The organism is Ottowia thiooxydans DSM 14619 (assembly GCF_000422885.1).
Lineage (GTDB): Bacteria > Pseudomonadota > Gammaproteobacteria > Burkholderiales > Burkholderiaceae_C > Ottowia > Ottowia thiooxydans.
Window position 1 is genome coordinate 296737 of the sequence record NZ_KE383942.1, and the last position, 14520, is coordinate 311256.

Below are 14520 nucleotides of genomic sequence, written 5' to 3' on the forward strand. Positions count from 1 at the left end.
CGGGCCTTTCAGTCAGACTGCACTGCACTAACCCAGAAGGCCAGCTCATTTACGAACGCACCTACCTGCTCATCCAGAATCTGGGTGGAGCCGGCATCACACAATTGTTGCAGCCACAGGCCGCGCTCCTGCGCATCGACCGCGCAGGCTACAGGCGCGCTGATCATGCGGCCACAGGCCAGCAGGCCAAAATTGCGTAAAACCTCATCACGCGCTGGCCCGGGCGCGGGCAAGCTGCGCAGCCGCGTGCGCACCAGCACACGCCCGTCCTGGCGCTCCAGCAATTGCAAGCGATAGCGACCATCCACTGTCATCGTGAGGCGGGTGCCGGTGAAGGGCGCATCCTCGCCCAATGTGGCAGCATACTCAGCAAGAATCATGCGTGCTCCTGAGTGAGGATGCCTGGACACGTTTTTCCCCGTGGAAAGTAAAGCGTGGCAAAGACAGGGTGTCCCATGGCGTATGACAGGCTTGCAAGATGAGAAAAGATCATTGAATCAGGTGTCCCTTAATCCATGGGCGGTGTGCCGTCCGCCACGAGCTGCCGCAAGAGACGCAGCAGTTCAGCGACTGGTTCGACAAGCTCGGATGGGATGTACTGGCCTACGGTTGATTGCTCGGTGAGTGCGCGTGCCAACGGGATATTTTGCATGACCGGCACACCTGCCTCGCGCGCGGCTCGACGCATGCGTTCGGCCAGGTCCCCTTCGCCCATCGCTAGTACGACTGGTAGCGGAGTTTCGCCCTCTTTAAAATGCAAAGCCACTGCCAGATGGGTAGGGTTGGTGACCAGCACTGTCGCCTGACGTGCGCTTTGTACAGCACCTTCCTGCAGCATTTCCTGATGCAGATGCCGGCGCTTATGTTTGATGAGCGGATCGCCCTCCATCTGCTTGTATTCCTGCTTGACCTCGCTCTTGGTCATCATCAAGCCCTTGCGGTAGCTGTAGCGCTGCCATGCGAAGTCCGCCAGCGAGATGGCTGTGTAGGCCAGGCCAATGTAGATCAGCATTGTCTTGATGAGTGAGCCCACGACTTGCCCCATACCCGCCATCCCAGCCTGTGGGATGCTCGTCATGATGGGAAACGCGTCGCGCAACAGCAGCCACAGCAGGATCGACAAAAAACCGATCTTGACGGATGACTTCAGGAACTCCACCAGGTTCTTCTGGGAAAAAATGTTCTTCAAGTTTGTGATCGCATTCAGCTTCTTGCCTGAAGGCTTGAGCTTCTCGAACGCCAGCACAAGGCCAACCTGAAGCGCATCGGAGAAGATCCCTAATATCAAGATGATTCCCAGGAACGGCAAGATGAACCACGCCGCTTCAGTGATCAGCTTGGTGAGGAGAATGTCTGCCGCGTCTTCAAACTGCATCTTCATCAGCGAAGTAGGCAGCAAGATCATCGCCATCAAGTCTTCCATCAGGAGCCCTGCTGTTGCCAGCAAGTATCCGAAAATCGCAATGATCAGGACCGTCTGGGTGAAATCCTTGCTGTAAGCTACTTCACCTTTCTTGCGCGAATCCCGCAAGCGCTTGGCGGTGGGTTGTTCGGTCTTCTCGCTCATCGCCCCCCCGCTGGTGACCACTGCTCGCGCAGAAATGGCAGTATGTCCTTGACGGACTCCACGAGTTCTGCTCCATACTCGAACAGCGTAGCGGCATAGAGCACCAGGATTAACACCGCCAACCCGCTTTTGATCGGCATAGCCACAAAAAATACTTGCAACTGAGGTGCGAAGCGGCTGACCAAGGCAAGGCCCAGTTCGGCCAGGAACATGGCGACAATCGCGGGCGAGGCCAGCAGCATTGCCAGGCGCATCAGGCGATTAAGCTGGTCAAGCAGCAGTGGTGCTGATTCGGCGCGGAAATGCGGCATCCACCCTGTCACGCTCCAAAGCTGAAAGCTGTCATAAAGCATGGACAGCATCAACGCAAATCCCCCCGAGACCAGGAAGAACACGATGAAGGCCTGATTGAACAAGATTCCCATGGGCGAGGAGTCATTGCCTGTCAAGGGATTCAGTGTGGCAGAGATACTCGCGCCGCGCTGGTTGTCGATCAGAAAACCCACAGCCTCGAAAATCCAGAACGGGATAGCCACAATAAAGCCCATCACGAACCCTATAAACACTTCCTTGACGACCACCAAAATCCAGAAGGCTGGCGACGTCGATTGCATCACCACCATCTGCTCAGCGACTACCGGCATCGCCACTAAGCCAAGCGCACCGCTTATGGCAAAACGCACCAAACCAGGAATGAGTTGGCTGTTGAAGATGGGCAACACAATGAACATGGCGAGAATGCGCGGCTGCGTCATGGAGAGTGCAAGGATATAAACCCTGGCGTCCTCATACGTGAGCGGGGCATTCAAGAAGTTCAAGCCAGCCTCTGCTCAGCCTTATCGGCCAACCAACGCCATGGCGTCGAATATCTGGGCGCCAAAGTTGAATAACTCGCCCCCCATCCAGCGGGCTGTAAGCAAAATAGTGACCGTCACGGCGATCAGCTTGACGCCGAAAGACAAGGTCTGCTCCTGTATCTGCGTGAGAGCCTGGAACAGGGAAAACAGCGTACCGACGAGCGCTCCCACCACAATCGGTGGCAAGGAAAGCCACAGCGTAAGGTAGAGCGCCTGTGTGAAGTAGGACACAACGTCAACAGTTTGCATGTTGTCTTTTCCGGTCAAACATAGGAAAGAATCAGGCTCTGGATTAGTCGAGACCAACCATCGAGCATGACGAACAGAAACAGCTTCAGAGGCAATGAGATGGTCACTGGTGAGACCATCATCATCCCCATGGCCAGCAAGATGTTGGAGACAATCAAATCTATGACAACGAACGGCAGGTAGAGCAGAAAACCTACCTGGAACGCCGCAGTCAGCTCCGAGACCATGAACGCTGGCATAAGCACCATGAAGTCGCGTTCGGTGATACCGGCCGAAAGCTCAGGGCCCCACAGCCGTTTGGCGGTCCGTACGAAGAAATCCCGTTGCTCAGCCTTGCTATTGCGCACCATGAACTCGCGCAAGGGTTCCGCACCCTCGCGTACGCCAGTAACCAGTGAGGTGACACTGGTCATCGTTTCCGGGTTGGCTGAAAGGCGGTCATACATATGTGCGCCGACCGGTGCCATGATGTAGGCGGTGAGAATCAGCGCCATTCCATGGAGCGCCAGGTTTGGGGGCACTTGTTGTACGCCCAACGCGTTGCGTAGCAACGCCATGACCACCGTGATCTTCAGAAACGAAGTGGTGACCACCACCACTGTGGGTAGCAGAGCCATCAGCGCTAGCACCACGGCTAGCGTGATTGGATCGAAACCCGGGTTCATTCGGTCTCTTGTTTGTTGCCAGCGAACAGGGCGCGAATGCTAACTCCTAGCTGGCCGTCAATTTCCACCAGGTCGCCTTCGCCAACCTGGGCGCCGTTGGCACGAATGCGTACCGCACCCGCCAGTGGCCTCATCAGCGAGATTGCCTGTCCTGGCTGCAGGGCGCGTACCTCGGCCACGGTGAGCGTAACTTCTCCAAGATCGAAAGACAGGCGAATCGGAACACCATCGAGCGAGGTAGCGCTGGTGGAAGGGTGCGTTTCGGGGGGCATGACGGGGCTCCAGGCTTGAATCACAATCAGGGTGGGGGCGATGGCAGGGATGGCCTCGTTTTCGATAGTCGGCAACTGCCCTGAAAAATCCCTCGGAGAAAATTCGAGCGAATTCTCCGGCGATAGCGGCGACAAATCTTCTCTTGGATCTTCTGGTGAATCGCCCGTCGATTGTTCCGGTGACAGTTCGGGTAGACGCACCAGCAAGCCACCTGCGCCGTCAGCAACCAGCCATAGCACGCGCTGTGCACCAATATGGCACGTATCCATCAGCACAACGTCGCCGGGTGCCAACGTGGGCAGCTCTCTAGCGGGAAGGCGGGTGAAACCGATCTCGGCCGGTAGTCTCAGCAGCAATTGCTCATCCAGTACGCCTTGCGCTGGCGCACGTTTGCTCACCAGTCCCGCAAGCACCAGAAGGCCCAGGGAGTCGGCGTGCAAGGTGGCTGAAATCGCTGCTGACCCATCCACGGCGCGAAGGTATAGAGAAAAAGTGTGCTCGCTGGAGGCAGGCGGGGCGCAATCCTGCTGCATATCGAGCAATTGAGGGGTCCCTCGGCCAAGCAATTTGAGCGCGCCTAGCGTGTCGGCCAGCGCAGCCTCCAGTGTGGCCAGAGCCAGTTCATGCGGCAACTCGGGCAGCGGCGTTCCCGCCAACAATGGCGCGGCGATTTGATCAGCTGAGGCCTTGGGCAATTGCAGGTGAAATTCAGCCCCGATCCATTCGAAACTCAGCATCCAATACCCAGCCGGCATGGCTTGCGGATCGGAGGGCCTGAGATCGGCGTACCAGTGTCCATCGCCCAAGCGCAGCGCTAAATTGCTGCCACGTTGGGCGATTGTGGTGCGCGCCTTGGCCTCGTTGCGCGACAGCCGTGGCGGCTGGTATGGTGTGGAGAATGATGAAAAATCGGGCATGGGGGGCACGCGGTCAACCTGAAACTGCTTGATTGCGCGTTTCCACGGGGTGAGGATCTTCGGGGTCGTCGGTCATCACGCGGATCAGCGTGTCCTGACTCAGACTTCGGGAAAGAGATTCGCCCAACCAGGGCACCGCACGGGCCAGGCGCGTGCGCGAGTGTTCGTTGGCACAAATGAAGTGAGCCACGATGGCTCCCTGATCCCTGAAAACCTCCAGCACAACCCCGGGTAGGGTCTCAGAGGCCAGCTCTACTCTTACTGTCGCACCGTGAACGCTTTCACCCACCATTAGCCGGCGGGCCAGGTGAACAATGTCTGCCTTGAGGTCTGCGATGGCTGGCGATTCAACCAGCGGTGCTGTCTGGGTCTGCACTGGGCTCCCAAAGAGATCGAACGGACGCAGGGCAGCGGTGTTTTGCTCGTGCAGATGAGGGGAGGGCATAGGCGGGGCGGCTTCCTCTGGCCTTAGAAACTCGCGCAGCTTGGCGGCATCCTCTTCATGCTGTTGTTCCTGGTCGGCATCGCGCTTTGGCAAATGGTTGGGCCCGGGCTTGGCACTCAGGGCGCTATCGGGCCGGGCCTCGAAGCTCGCGTCAGAGGAGGTGCCGATATCCAGGGAAACGGGGCGGTCGCTGCTTACGGTCACACACGGCCTCCTTCTGAATCGCTCGGTTCCCAGTCTTCGCGATCGTGCCTCACACTGGCGGCTTCTTCCATCTCGAGATCGTCCCGCCGCTCCGCGTCGCGCGCTGCGGCGACGTCGAAATCGCGCGACAAATCTTCAAATTTGGTTTTCTGACGGTGTGCTTCGTGGTGCACAGCGCGTGCCTCTGAAAGCGCTTGCTCGGCTTGGAGCTTGGCTTCCCCCGCTGCGCTCACTACACCCTGTTGCCGGTCCTCGCGTTGGCGCAAGTCCGCTATGGCATGTCGCACGTCTTCGATGTCGCGCAGTCGCACCACATGCTGGCATAAATCTCCAAACAGCCTGTCTTCGGTTTCCATCCCCTCGCGCAGCAATTCTGTCAGTCGCTTCTGCTCGGACTCATGCTTCTCATGTGCTTGCCGTGTCACGTCGTACTGGCGGTGCATCCGCAGTTCAGCCTGGCTTTCGCGAAAGCTCTTGATGCGTAGAAGCTCGGGAAACACATTCATATGAGGCCTTTGGGCGCTGGGCCTACCAAAGCGCGCATATGCTTGAGTGTCTCATCCATGGAGCAATGTTCATTGGTGCGCTGCTTCAGGAAGGAGCGAATGGCGTCGATCTTGTCGATGGCCTCATCGGTGCGCGCATCGCCGCCTCGCTTGTACTCGCCAATTTTCACCAGCAGTTCCACCTCCTCATATTTGGCCAATAGCTCGCGCATCCGACCAGCCAGCCATTTATGCTCTGGCGTAACGACCGCGTTCATGACTCTCGAAGTCGAAGCCAGCACGTCGATGGCTGGGTAATGATTGGCCGCGGCCAAACGCCGCGAAAGCACAATGTGGCCATCCAGGATGGAGCGAGTTTCGTCGGCGACCGGCTCGGTCATGTCATCGCCCTCCACCAGCACTGTATAGAGAGCGGTGATCGACCCGCGGTCGTTCATTCCCGAACGCTCCATCAGTTTGGGCAGGGTGGCAAACACACTGGGTGGATAGCCTCGGCGGGTAGGCGGCTCACCGGCGGCCAGACCGATCTCGCGCTGCGCGCGCGCAAAGCGCGTAACCGAATCCATCAGAAACAGCACCTTCTTGCCCTGATCACGAAAAAACTCGGCGATAGCGGTTGCCACGTAGGCGGCCTTGGAGCGCTCCATGGAGGATTTATCGCTTGTGGCGCAAACAATCACAGCGCGCCGACGTCCCTCAGGACCTAGCTCGTGCTCCAGGAACTCCCTGACCTCGCGCCCGCGCTCCCCAATCAGCGCCACTACGGTGACGTCCACAGCCGCTCCTTTGACGAGCATGCCCATCAAGGTGGACTTGCCGCCCCCGGCTGCAGCGAAAATGCCAAGGCGTTGCCCTTCTCCGCAAGTCAGTACCGAATCGAGCGCACGCACGCCCAACTCAATGGGCTCGCTGATGATGCGCCGCGTCAGTGGGTCTGGCGCTTCAGCGAACACCGGGTAATACTTGGTGGCTTCCAGAGGGCCGTGTTCGGCAGAGTCGAGCGGGCGACCGAGCCCATCCAGTACCCGCCCCAGCAAGCCGAAGCCCACCGGCACCATATGCGCACGGCCAGTAGGAATTACCTCGGTGGCAGAAGAAATGCCGTACATATCGCCGATAGGTGTGAGCAACGCTGCATCGCGCGCAAAGCCCACCACCTCAGCTTTCATCTCGAAATCTTCTCCAGGGTTGCGCAGCAGGCATACCTCTCCTACTTTTACTGTGGGCACCACCGCTTTGATGATGGTGCCTACCACCTGCGTCACGCGACCCTTGATGCGCAGCATCTGCGTATCTTGCAGCGCCAGATCCATCATCTCGGTGATGTAATTGAACTGTCTGTGCACGCGCACTGGCGCCACGGTCACCGGTCCTTGTATCTCGGCGGGCGTGCGCGGTGGAGGCGTCATATGCGATTGCCCAGAACTTTCTGGAACGCGCCTTGCAGTGCCGAAATCTGGCCTTCTATGCTCGCTTCCACCATGCCAATTTCGCTTTCCAGGATGCAGGCGTCCGACGTCAGGCGGCCATCGGGCACTATATCCAGATAGCCCACACCGGGGTAAGCCATCAGCAATTCGTTGGTTCGTGCCCGTAAGAGCTCCACTTGCCGGGGATTGACGCGCAGCGTCATCTGCTTTTGGTTTCGAACTACAGAGAGCGCATTTTTTACTACGATCACTACGCGCTGCTCGTCGTCGAAATCCTCTATGATTTTTCGCACGGCTGCCATTACCAACGCCACCATGTCGGACTCGACCTTGGCAAAGTAATCTACCGTTCGGGTAACGGTTTCTATCATTTTCTCGGCCTGCTCCATTCGGGCCGCTGTCAAGCCCTCGGCATAGCCACGCTGGCGTTCTTGCTCGAACGCCTCTTCGGCACCGGCCACGATGGAATCTGCCTGCGCACGCGCCGCTTTCAGCATGGCTTCGGCTTCCGCCCAAGCGTTTACCTCCGCCAGGCGCAGCACCTTCGTGCCCGGCGCCACATGGGCTTGCAGAGTACGCACCGGTTTCGTAGGATCCGGGAGCCTTAAGGGAAGCACAAAAGCCATGTGGGGTCCATCTGGTTCAGACGTTGAAGGCACATGTCCCGCGCTTGTGACGCGGTTCGCCCTGAGGCAACCCGGGTTTTTTCGTCCAGGCTGCCAGGTGGTAGTTTCCAGTCGGCGCGTGCACGAATGGGGGCGGGTGCGTCATGCCAGGCCTGCGCCAGCAGACCGGACCCCAATTGTTCTGCAGCCTCGGCCCAACCAGCTCGGAGCCAAGAGTGAGCGTCGTTCAGACCTGGGTGTAACTGGGCCGCGCCATCAAGCGCCCAAGCCATGCCTTGTTCGCCCAGCGCTGTGCGCGCCTTCAATACTTCCTCGCGCTCGACAATGTGGCGCAAGGGGGAACCTATGAGCGCAATACCCAGATCAAGAGCTAGCCTCCGTAGCAACACTGGCGCAGCCAAGGCCAGTGGCAAGGCTGGTTCATCCAGGTCAAGCACCGGCGTGGCGCTCGCGCCAAGACGCCCGAGTAGCCGCTTTGACCAATGGCGATGCAAGGCATCCTGAACCGATGGAGGTGCGTCCGCCAACCCATCAGGCGGTGCCAGTTGGGGTATTTGGGCCGGGTGCAAGCTGCGGCTCGGCAGCAGATTGAATTCGAGCAGGCGCGACACCAGAAGGCCGCCCAGGCCTGGCCAGTTTGAAGCAGAGAGCGGGGCGGCTTCGCTCATGCCGAAAGCGCTCGCAGGAGAGGCTGTTTCAGGACTGAGTGCGATCTGAGGCCCCCAAAAAAGTAAGGAGGCGAGGAAACAAGTCGCATGCAAGCCCTTTCGCGCACGCAGCGGAGGGCGAAGGTGAGGAGAGGTGGCGATGCTTCATCCGCCACCCACGGCTTTATGGTCATAAGCCTCAAGCCATCACTTCCTTTTTTGTAGAAAGCACGCGCCGCGCAGGAAGCACGTAGAGCCAGAGCAGAACACCCACAGCTGCCAATGCCAGCATTGCGAGAGCCGCGAGGCCCCACACCAGAGTCGACAATCCTGATGCAGACCCCGCACCTACATCAAACCCCATCCACTCCACGTTGGTGGGCGTTGCCAGTTCGGCTGACGGCGCGCGTGCTGCGACGAACACGATCGAGACTCGTTCGGGTGCGAGCCCCGGAATGCTATTGGTCACCAGGCGCCGGATCTGCGGCTGAAGAAGCTCAAGGTCGTAGCCTTCTTGATGCTTGATGAACACGGCCGCGGTCGATAGCGTGCCGGCTTCACCGGCAATACCGCGCTCAGGCAGGACCACGTGCACCCGTGCATACAGCACTCCATCGATTTTCGACAAAGTGCCGGATATCTCTTGCGAAAGCGCGTAGATGTATCGCGCTCTCTCCTCCAGCGGCGAAGAAATCAAGCCTTCTTTCTTGAAGACCTGCCCCATGCCTGCATAGCGTTCGCGTGGCAAGCCATTTTCACGCAGCACCTGCAATGCCCGGCTGACCTGCTGCCCTTCAACCCGTACAGCCACCATGCCATCTTTGCCCGCTACCTTGGTCGCTGAAATATCGGCCTTGAGCAGCGCGCCAAGCACATCATTGGCCTCATCTTCTGGAATGGCTCCCATCAAATCCACCCGCCCGCTACATGCCGCCAGCAGAATGCAAAGGCTGACAAGAACCGCATGCAGCACACGGCGCAGTCCTGCCATGGAATGAGGCGCCGTCATCGGAAAACTCAATGTCATTGCACGCGCACCAACTGATCAACGTTTTGCGTTGCGCGGCTGATGGCCTTTCCTAGCAGCTCATATTGCACAGCCATCTGTGTGACCTGCAGTTGCATGGCCATCATCTCGCGCAGACCCATGGTCTGATCCGATTGGAGCTCGTTTTTCGCCGTATTCCAGACGGCTTTGAAATCGTCTGAGCTGGTTTGCAGGCTCGCAAGCATTCTGTCCCCCAGTGACTGGGGCGCCGCACTACTGCTGACGGCCGCCGGATCCACAACGGCGGTCGTAGATGTATGCGTACCCGCCGCTGCATTGGCGGCTTCAGCCGTCGGGGCTACTTCCGAAGCTTTCATGATCGCCGCGAAGCGTGCTACTGCCAAATCGTTGGGCGCACCAGCAGGCAAGGCAAGGGACGTCTCCACAGCGAGCGGGGCAGCATTGCGCGTCGATTGGACGACGAGAGCGTTAGCGGCGATTTCCATAATGAGCGTCCTTGAGGGTACTTTTGATTATGTCGAAGATTCGAAGGGCAGGAGTCGCGGGGTCGCTGTTTTTTGTTGATTTCTCAAGCTTTTTCGGGCGGGCCCTCTCCCAGCAGCTTCCGCGCAAGCCGCGTGCCATCGCTTGGCTCGTCAGCGCTGTCCGATCGCCGGGCCACCTCACGCAGAACTCGCTGGCTTTGGCTGATTCGCCCATCCAACTGAAGGGCGATGCCGTGCATGGCTTGCACCATGTCAGCATCGGCACCGGCAGGGATGCGCGCGGTCGCCAGGTGCGATGCGGCATCCCCTGCGCGGTGGGCATTCATCAGCGCCGTCGCCAGGCCCACGTGCGCAAAGGCCCTTTCCGGCCGCAAAAGCAAAAGCGCGCCGAAGATAACTTCGGCGCGCGCAACATCCCCCTTAGCCGAAGCCAGGAACCCGATTTCGGTAAGGAGACGGATTTCGTCGCTATCAGGTAGCGCGCGTATCTGGCTCATTTAGGCAAGCGCTTTCAATCGGAGGCCTCTCCAGACCGGGCGTTTATGCGCCCCAATAATGCCTGAACTCGATATTTCAAAGAGCTGTTTTCTTCCGCAATATCCGCAAGCTGCCGCAGTGTGGTAGTGGCCGCTCGTGCGTCACCCTGTGCAAGCTGGCATTCCGCAACGCACAGCCCTGGTTCCAGATGATCTGGAAACAGAAGGAGCATGAGCGAATAGAGGTTTTTGGCCTCCTCGTGCCTATCCAGTTGGCGCATGCACTGAGCCAGTCCTGCCAAGTAATGACGGCGTGTAGGACCATACTGTGCAAGAAAAGCGAAGATTGGCAGCGCTTTCTCCCACTGTTCTTGAGCGGCGTGGGCATAGGCCAGTCCATAAATCACCTCCAGCTGCTCGGCGCTGAAGCGTTGCGAAGCGGGGAGGGACTCGAACTCTTTTTGAACATCCTCAGCGAAGCCGTGGGCATCAAATGTTTCGAACTCTGTCTCATCGGTCGTTGCATTGGTCATGGCACTTACCTTTCGGAGATGAATTACACAGGGCTCTTGTTCATGTTGTGAGTGATCAACGTAGTGCTTTCACCAAGGCTATTGATCATTTGACTGACGGATTCCACAGCATCCTGGAGCTGTTGGATGATTTTTTTCAAGTCGTCACCGCCACTCTCAAGCGACTTCTGAAGCTCCATAATGAAGCTTTCCATCAATTTTTTCTGCTCTAACTTTTCGTTGGCCTGACTTTGATAATGAGCTCCCACCATCCTGGTCGTGCCCTCGCCGACCTGGGTTGTGGCTCCGATCAACTGCGTTGCAGAGCCGGCGATCACACTCCCGAGCTTACTTGTCGCCTGAGTCAAGGCGTCGATGGAACTTGCATTGCGCGACAGCACGACCATGACGATGCCCACTGTAAGCGTTGCAGCCAGGCCGATGGCCAGGCTCACGGCTGAAGTAACGTTTTCAGGTGCGCCTGATAACTGGCATATGCCCTTGGCTACATTGCCGAGCAACTGCGGCTCAAGCAATAGCATCCCGGGTGAAACAAGGAGAGCTGCGGCCATGGCCACCTGGCTGATCTGTTTCGCCTTCTCCTCGGGAACGCCGAAAGCGATCAACAATTTTTCAAAGGGCTTGGTCAGCAGGGAAGATAAGGTAAAACCATCCTTGTGGCCCGTTTCCTTCACGATCTGATCGATCAAGGATACTGTGGCAGTGACCAGCCCTATGCACGCCAATGCAAACAATGGTGTCGCAGCGCCTCCGGAAAAAACAGATCCGGTACCTGTAACCACCACTGCTGCCACTGCCGCGATGAAGGCCAATACCTTGCCAATCCAAGAACATACCTTGCCCCAAAAGCCAGCCTTGGCTTCCTTTTCACACTTTTCGATCCATTCTTGAATCTTCTTCTGCTGCGCCTCGTTCGCGTTCTTCAAGTCGATTCGCGATTTGGTTATTGAGTTTTTGGCTGTGCTTTCCTGACCCACCAATGACTTATTGCGCAATTCGTCGAGTGCTGAGATCAGATCGTCGGGTGAAAGCGCGCTAACGGGGTTGGACAGGCTAGGCGCACCATTCGCATCTTTGAAGAGGCTGATGAACTGTGGCGCTGCCTGGCTCTCCATCAATGCCGGTTGCTGTGGCGCGGCGCCTGCGGCCACGGGAGAGGGCGTTGCCTCCAATCCTGGCGAGACGATAGAGGGGCTGACTGGCGAACTATTTGTTGTAATCGTGCTCATGATCAGGCTCAAATGTTGCGGTTGATAGAGCGAAGTGTTTCGATCTTGGATTTTTCCATGGCGTCCAGTTTTTCACGGAGATCGCGCATAAAGTCCTGCGTCTGATGAAGTTCGTCGCTTGCTTGCTGGTAGGAGGCGTCATGGGCCTTGTTCGCAGCTTCCAGGTCAGTCTTGGTCGCGTCTTCTCCAGCGGCGTCGAGCTCTTTTTTGGCGTGGATCGAACTGCCAGTGCCTGAGAGCCCTTTGGAGAATCCTTCCCCCAAGGCTCCCCATGTCCGGGTCTTCTCTATCGCGAGTTCGAAGCCTTTCAGCGCAGCCTTATTGGACTGGAGAGCCTCTGTGTGGAGTTTGAAATCTACCTTGGAGGCGTCCTTGCCGAGGAGTGGAACAGCTTGTAGTGGGCCTCTGTTGTCGAACGCGGCCTTTGCCTGCCAGGCGCCGAAGCCGACGGCTCCAAACTGGAGTGCGCCGCCGATCGCCTGAGCGGCACCGGAGAGCATGTTTCCCCAAAAGCGTGCGTTGCCTGCCTTTCGTATCTGTTCAGCTTCGCCAGTCAGGGTCTTGACTTGCGCCTGCAGCTCGTTTCCGCGGTTCTCACGGGCGACCTTGCGCCGTTCCTGGAAAATTCTCGTCATCATCGCGATCACGGAGTAGGAATCTGCCTGGGCCTCTTCCGGGCTCAGGGAATCGACTGCCTTACTCGTCAGCTGAATGGTGATCAGCTTCGGCGTTGACGGCTCCGGGAAATCGCGGTCGGCCGCTTTACCATTTTGGTTCACCGGCAGTCCATGGCCACCTCGTTCGTCTTCCGAAAAAGCAGCTGCTGTCCCCGCGATGGACTGCGGCGGATCCACACGCGTTGGCGCATTGCTCTGGTTCACAGAGGTCCCGATGAGGGATGATGGGGATACGTTTACGTTCATGATCGCTCCTAAATTGGCAGATAGGTATTCGGACCTGTTAATGGGTTCAACGCTTGGCCGGCCGCGCTGCTGAGGTTCGCTTGTCGCTTAAGGACGCCAGCAGCGCTTGCGCACGTGGCTCCAGTGCGGCATACGGCTCTGAATTGGTGGAGAGCTCAATTACCAGGCGCAGGGATTCTGCTGCGAGTTCCTTTTGCCCCAACGCAATAAAACACTCTGCGCTGTAATAAACCGGTAGAGGGTTATTCAGCATGAGCATGGTGGCGGTGGCGTAATGCTGCAACGCGTCTGTGTAACGTCCTAGCATCTGAGCCGCACCGGCCAAACCCATGAGGTAACGCTCGTTCATGTGCTCGTAAACCACCAGCAGCGAGAAAACCTTGAATGCCTCAGCGTAACGCGCCTGGGTGTAGAAACCATGCCCGAATTGGTAGAGAGCCTCCCGTTGCTCTGGGGACACATCAAAGGCGTCTCCCAGAGAGCCGCCTGTGGCTAGCCAGGCTTTCAGTTCGTCAATCTGCGCCATCATTTGCGAGTCGCTCACGGAATCGGTATTGGAAGCCTGCATCATTTTCCCCAAAGATGAATTTTATTAACGCATGTTGCCAATGATTGACATCAGGCTGTCAATGATTTTCTTCATCACGGTACTGGCAGTTTCAAACATCGAATTGCGCTTGCTGATCAGAGATTGCAATTGAAGCTGATCCATCTGGCTGGTGTTATTGTTTTCATCCACCAAACCCTGGACTTTGTTGATTGCATTCTCAATCTCGCCCTTCGTCATGTCGTCGAAGCTTTTGTCCAGTTTGATTCCAGCAGTTGCAAGAGCTTTTTCCAAACTATCTTTATATTGTTTACCACCGTCAGGGATTTTGTCGCCACTTTTTGCATCGTTGGCAAATGAATTTTTTATTTTATTCAGCTCCTGCATGACCAAGTTATAGTTTGCAGCTTTCTGATTCTTATTCTTCATTTTCTCCATCATGCCCGCAAGCTGGTTGTCCATGGATTCAATGCGGTCCATGGTCATTGCAAGTATGGCGGTCTCGAGATCAAAATTTGATACAGAGGGCCTTCCCATTGGAATAATGGTCACATTACTGGTTGCGGCGGTCATGATGGATCCTGATAAATTATTTAGTAAAAAATGTCGAAGTGAATTGAGTTCACGATTTTCAGATCATTTTTCGAAATGGACGGGGGGCGGTGCGGGTTTCGGTAACGTTGGAGGACAACCGAGCCATCTGTTCACCGACCTCTTGCTCAATGGCGATCATGTCGGCTTCAAAGGCCGCTTGATTTTGGGCGCGCATCTCAGGAGTCATCCTTGATGCAAGAAATGCTTTGGTCTTTTCTGGATCCAGCCCATGCTTCTCAAAGAACTCCTTGCTTTCCTGCAAGGCCTGTTCTGCTTGCTCGATGGCTGCTTTTTGTTCGGCCAGGATGTTGGATTGCGACATGAGTGAACTCCTGAAA

Annotated in this window: 20 protein-coding genes; all 20 read right to left on the reverse strand. The window is 57.1% G+C overall.

Going from position 1 to position 14520, the window contains the following annotated elements; translation table 11 throughout:
- Positions 1-8: 8 nt before the first annotated feature.
- The 20 genes from G518_RS0127725 to G518_RS0127820 all read right to left on the reverse strand — a co-directional run bounded on the left by G518_RS0127725 (position 9) and on the right by G518_RS0127820 (position 14504).
- A complete protein-coding gene (locus tag G518_RS0127725; RefSeq protein ID WP_036596329.1) occupies positions 9-380 on the reverse strand; it encodes a CesT family type III secretion system chaperone in 372 nt (123 codons plus the stop codon).
- 128 nt (positions 381-508) lie between these two features.
- The gene (sctU, locus tag G518_RS0127730; protein ID WP_028605252.1) at positions 509-1567 is read right to left on the reverse strand and encodes a type III secretion system export apparatus subunit SctU; all 1059 of its coding nucleotides are present in this window, start codon (positions 1565-1567) and stop codon (positions 509-511) included.
- Positions 1564-2385 carry a type III secretion system export apparatus subunit SctT gene (gene sctT / locus G518_RS0127735; protein WP_342663786.1) on the reverse strand — a complete coding sequence of 274 codons (822 nt, stop codon included), beginning with the start codon at positions 2383-2385 and terminating at the stop codon, positions 1564-1566. The genes sctU and sctT overlap by 4 nt, the downstream gene beginning before the upstream one ends.
- 18 nt (positions 2386-2403) lie before the next feature.
- Positions 2404-2673 carry a type III secretion system export apparatus subunit SctS gene (gene sctS / locus G518_RS0127740; protein WP_028605254.1) on the reverse strand — a complete coding sequence of 90 codons (270 nt, stop codon included), beginning with the start codon at positions 2671-2673 and terminating at the stop codon, positions 2404-2406.
- 14 nt (positions 2674-2687) lie between these two features.
- A complete protein-coding gene (sctR, locus tag G518_RS0127745) occupies positions 2688-3338 on the reverse strand; it encodes a type III secretion system export apparatus subunit SctR (protein WP_028605255.1) in 651 nt (216 codons plus the stop codon).
- Positions 3335-4528 (reverse strand): type III secretion system cytoplasmic ring protein SctQ, encoded by a 1194-nt coding sequence (sctQ, locus tag G518_RS0127750; RefSeq protein WP_028605256.1) that lies wholly within the window; start codon positions 4526-4528, stop codon positions 3335-3337. The genes sctR and sctQ overlap by 4 nt, the downstream gene beginning before the upstream one ends.
- Before the next feature lie 13 nt (positions 4529-4541).
- Complete coding sequence (locus tag G518_RS38850) at positions 4542-5177, reverse strand: hypothetical protein (protein ID WP_051237484.1); 636 nt, start codon at positions 5175-5177, stop codon at positions 4542-4544.
- Positions 5174-5683 (reverse strand): type III secretion system stalk subunit SctO, encoded by a 510-nt coding sequence (gene sctO / locus G518_RS0127760; RefSeq protein WP_028605257.1) that lies wholly within the window; start codon positions 5681-5683, stop codon positions 5174-5176. Before sctO ends, G518_RS38850 begins: the two co-directional genes overlap by 4 nt.
- Positions 5680-7092: a type III secretion system ATPase SctN gene (gene sctN, locus G518_RS0127765; protein WP_084652340.1), complete on the reverse strand. Its 1413-nt coding sequence runs from the start codon at positions 7090-7092 to the stop codon at positions 5680-5682. Before sctN ends, sctO begins: the two co-directional genes overlap by 4 nt.
- Positions 7089-7739 (reverse strand): HrpE/YscL family type III secretion apparatus protein, encoded by a 651-nt coding sequence (locus tag G518_RS0127770; RefSeq protein WP_028605259.1) that lies wholly within the window; start codon positions 7737-7739, stop codon positions 7089-7091. Before G518_RS0127770 ends, sctN begins: the two co-directional genes overlap by 4 nt.
- Positions 7718-8407, reverse strand: a complete 690-nt coding sequence (locus tag G518_RS38855; protein ID WP_028605260.1) for a hypothetical protein — start codon at positions 8405-8407, stop codon at positions 7718-7720. The genes G518_RS0127770 and G518_RS38855 overlap by 22 nt, the downstream gene beginning before the upstream one ends.
- Before the next feature lie 178 nt (positions 8408-8585).
- Positions 8586-9413, reverse strand: a complete 828-nt coding sequence (gene sctJ / locus G518_RS37320; protein WP_051237485.1) for a type III secretion system inner membrane ring lipoprotein SctJ — start codon at positions 9411-9413, stop codon at positions 8586-8588.
- Positions 9410-9880, reverse strand: a complete 471-nt coding sequence (locus G518_RS0127785; protein ID WP_028605261.1) for an EscI/YscI/HrpB family type III secretion system inner rod protein — start codon at positions 9878-9880, stop codon at positions 9410-9412. The genes sctJ and G518_RS0127785 overlap by 4 nt, the downstream gene beginning before the upstream one ends.
- A gap of 83 nt (positions 9881-9963) precedes the next feature.
- Complete coding sequence (locus G518_RS37325) at positions 9964-10377, reverse strand: hypothetical protein (protein ID WP_051237486.1); 414 nt, start codon at positions 10375-10377, stop codon at positions 9964-9966.
- Positions 10378-10391: 14 nt separating this feature from the next.
- A complete protein-coding gene (locus G518_RS0127795; RefSeq protein ID WP_084652342.1) occupies positions 10392-10889 on the reverse strand; it encodes a tetratricopeptide repeat protein in 498 nt (165 codons plus the stop codon).
- 23 nt (positions 10890-10912) lie between these two features.
- The gene (gene sctE, locus G518_RS0127800) at positions 10913-12130 is read right to left on the reverse strand and encodes a type III secretion system translocon subunit SseC family protein (protein WP_156909567.1); all 1218 of its coding nucleotides are present in this window, start codon (positions 12128-12130) and stop codon (positions 10913-10915) included.
- On the reverse strand, positions 12127-13041 hold the full coding sequence (gene sctB, locus G518_RS0127805) for a type III secretion system translocon subunit SctB (protein ID WP_028605264.1): 915 nt from the start codon (positions 13039-13041) through the stop codon (positions 12127-12129). Before sctB ends, sctE begins: the two co-directional genes overlap by 4 nt.
- Before the next feature lie 46 nt (positions 13042-13087).
- Complete coding sequence (locus G518_RS37330; RefSeq protein ID WP_169458017.1) at positions 13088-13585, reverse strand: SycD/LcrH family type III secretion system chaperone; 498 nt, start codon at positions 13583-13585, stop codon at positions 13088-13090.
- 48 nt (positions 13586-13633) lie between these two features.
- A complete protein-coding gene (locus tag G518_RS37335; RefSeq protein ID WP_156909568.1) occupies positions 13634-14161 on the reverse strand; it encodes a hypothetical protein in 528 nt (175 codons plus the stop codon).
- A gap of 58 nt (positions 14162-14219) precedes the next feature.
- Entirely contained in the window at positions 14220-14504 is a 285-nt protein-coding gene (locus tag G518_RS0127820) for a hypothetical protein (RefSeq protein ID WP_028605265.1), read from the reverse strand.
- Positions 14505-14520: the final 16 nt, after the last annotated feature.

What these genes read in the sequence shown, in the direction of transcription:
- G518_RS38855 (WP_028605260.1), bottom strand. Translation starts at nt 8,407, where the DNA reads ATGAGCGAAGCCGCCCCGCTCTCTGCTTCAAACTGGCCAGGCCTGGGC.
- G518_RS0127820 (WP_028605265.1), bottom strand. Translation starts at nt 14,504, where the DNA reads ATGTCGCAATCCAACATCCTGGCCGAACAAAAAGCAGCCATCGAGCAA.
- G518_RS0127770 (WP_028605259.1), bottom strand. Translation starts at nt 7,739, where the DNA reads ATGGCTTTTGTGCTTCCCTTAAGGCTCCCGGATCCTACGAAACCGGTG.
- G518_RS0127795 (WP_084652342.1), bottom strand. Translation starts at nt 10,889, where the DNA reads ATGACCAATGCAACGACCGATGAGACAGAGTTCGAAACATTTGATGCC.
- sctR (WP_028605255.1), bottom strand. Translation starts at nt 3,338, where the DNA reads ATGAACCCGGGTTTCGATCCAATCACGCTAGCCGTGGTGCTAGCGCTG.
- sctQ (WP_028605256.1), bottom strand. Translation starts at nt 4,528, where the DNA reads ATGCCCGATTTTTCATCATTCTCCACACCATACCAGCCGCCACGGCTG.
- sctS (WP_028605254.1), bottom strand. Translation starts at nt 2,673, where the DNA reads ATGCAAACTGTTGACGTTGTGTCCTACTTCACACAGGCGCTCTACCTT.
- sctB (WP_028605264.1), bottom strand. Translation starts at nt 13,041, where the DNA reads ATGAACGTAAACGTATCCCCATCATCCCTCATCGGGACCTCTGTGAAC.
- G518_RS0127725 (WP_036596329.1), bottom strand. Translation starts at nt 380, where the DNA reads ATGATTCTTGCTGAGTATGCTGCCACATTGGGCGAGGATGCGCCCTTC.
- sctU (WP_028605252.1), bottom strand. Translation starts at nt 1,567, where the DNA reads ATGAGCGAGAAGACCGAACAACCCACCGCCAAGCGCTTGCGGGATTCG.
- sctJ (WP_051237485.1), bottom strand. Translation starts at nt 9,413, where the DNA reads ATGACATTGAGTTTTCCGATGACGGCGCCTCATTCCATGGCAGGACTG.
- G518_RS0127785 (WP_028605261.1), bottom strand. Translation starts at nt 9,880, where the DNA reads ATGGAAATCGCCGCTAACGCTCTCGTCGTCCAATCGACGCGCAATGCT.
- sctN (WP_084652340.1), bottom strand. Translation starts at nt 7,092, where the DNA reads ATGACGCCTCCACCGCGCACGCCCGCCGAGATACAAGGACCGGTGACC.
- G518_RS37335 (WP_156909568.1), bottom strand. Translation starts at nt 14,161, where the DNA reads ATGACCGCCGCAACCAGTAATGTGACCATTATTCCAATGGGAAGGCCC.
- sctO (WP_028605257.1), bottom strand. Translation starts at nt 5,683, where the DNA reads ATGAATGTGTTTCCCGAGCTTCTACGCATCAAGAGCTTTCGCGAAAGC.
- G518_RS37325 (WP_051237486.1), bottom strand. Translation starts at nt 10,377, where the DNA reads ATGAGCCAGATACGCGCGCTACCTGATAGCGACGAAATCCGTCTCCTT.